The sequence below is a fragment of the Microbacterium sp. NPDC006705 genome, assembly GCF_044903545.1.
GTDB classification, from domain to species: Bacteria; Actinomycetota; Actinomycetes; order Actinomycetales; family Microbacteriaceae; genus Microbacterium; species Microbacterium plantarum.
The window spans coordinates 1-1593 of sequence record NZ_JBJDQQ010000014.1; the positions used below are offsets into that span (position 1 = coordinate 1).

The 1593-nt window shown below is 61.3% G+C and carries 1 protein-coding gene; it reads right to left on the reverse strand.

Annotation, left to right across the window (positions count from 1 at the left end):
* Positions 1-478: 478 nt before the first annotated feature.
* A partial coding sequence (gene dld, locus ACI2K6_RS17005; protein ID WP_404569002.1) for a D-lactate dehydrogenase occupies positions 479-1593 on the reverse strand: 1115 nt, incomplete at its 5' end.

The window sequence follows — 1593 nt, forward strand, 5'->3', positions numbered from 1 at the left end:
CCTGGGCTTCCGCAACCTGACCAACTACATCGCCAGATCCCTGCTCGAGTCCGGCGGATTCAGACCTCAACTACACCCTCATCTGTGAAGAGCCGCTTTAGACATCCCTCATCGTCACGGACCACTATGAACGATGTCCCGACTCACCTATGAACGATGTCCTGAACCTACACACCTTCAGCTCCACCAATATGTTCAGGCAATGTGTTTCAGCAATAGCCTCCGGGCTCGTCGATGTGGCCGGTGGCGAGGATTTCGCCGGTGTGCCGGCCGTCGCGGGTCAGCTGACGGCGTGAGGCGATGACCCGTTCTCGGACCGGGCGCGGCCCTCGCCGCCACGCGATTCTATGGCCTGCCCAGCCTCTGACCGATGTCTCGACTCATCCGTCCCGGTGGACCTAGGGAGTCGAGCCCTAGGTCCACCCGAGATGGATAAGACATCGCTCAGGCTCTCACGGCGTCGCGCTACCTTGGGGACTTAGGCCCAGTCCTTGTGCGGCGACGTGCCGCCGATACCGGCGTTGAACGTATTCGTCGGATCGAGCTCCTTGAAGTGCTCTTCCATGGACTCCGGCAGCTTGTAGATGCGACCGTAGTTGTGCTCGGCGGGCAGCTTCGCGCCGCGCTCCTCCAGCAGGTGCTGGATGCGGTCGTGCAGCGCCTCGGGATCCACGCCCTGCTTGGCGACATAGTCCTGGTGCATCACATGGCAGAAGAAGTGCCCGTAATACGCCTTGACCTCAAGCTGGTCGTCGATCTCCTCCGGCAGCACCTCGAGCCAGTTCCAATCGTCGCGACGCAGGGCCACATCGATGGGGATGAGCCCTGCGATGTGTCGGCGCTTCAACGCGGCGTAGCGAGTGGCGGCACTGGCCGCGCCGAACCGGTTGAGCGACGCGCTCTTTTCTTCATCAGACGTGCAGATGAAGAACTCACCAGTGTGCTCGGGCTCTGCGAAGAACTCCTTGAGCATCTTCTCGCTCGCGGCCTTCTGCGACTCGCTGACGGTGAGCAGCAGGTGATGCTCGAAACGGTTGCGGTACTCCATCATGCGCTTGGGCAGCTGGTTGGGCAGCACGCTGAACATGGCTTGCGATACCGTGTCGGCGAAGGTCGGACCAATGCCGGGAATCTTCGAGAACAAGCCGTTGGCCCACGTCTTGAACGAGAACATGCGCGTCTGCAGCGCTGGACTCATGAACTTCAGGAAGACGAAGGTGTCTTTGCCGTACTTCTCGGCCAAGTCGAAGGCACTGCGGCCCATGTACTCACCAGAGATAGGCAGCGGCATGTCGGCTTCGAGGAACAACCGACGGATCTCTTCGAGCTCGTGCGTGTTGTTCGTGCCGATGTAAAACACGGTCGGGTGCACTTCGCGAGGGAAGGTGCGGGTGCGCACCGCGAACACCATCAGCTTGCCGGCCGAGCCGGAAGCCTCGAACAGGTACTCGGGGTTCGCATTGTAGCGAGCAGGCGAAGGCACGATCTTGCGCAAGTTCTCGGCGTACTCGGTCTCGTTCGAGTCTTCGGGAGCTGGGGTGACATCCTCGGGAGACCACTCGCCGCGCTGTAGACGGTCGAGTGCGACCTCAG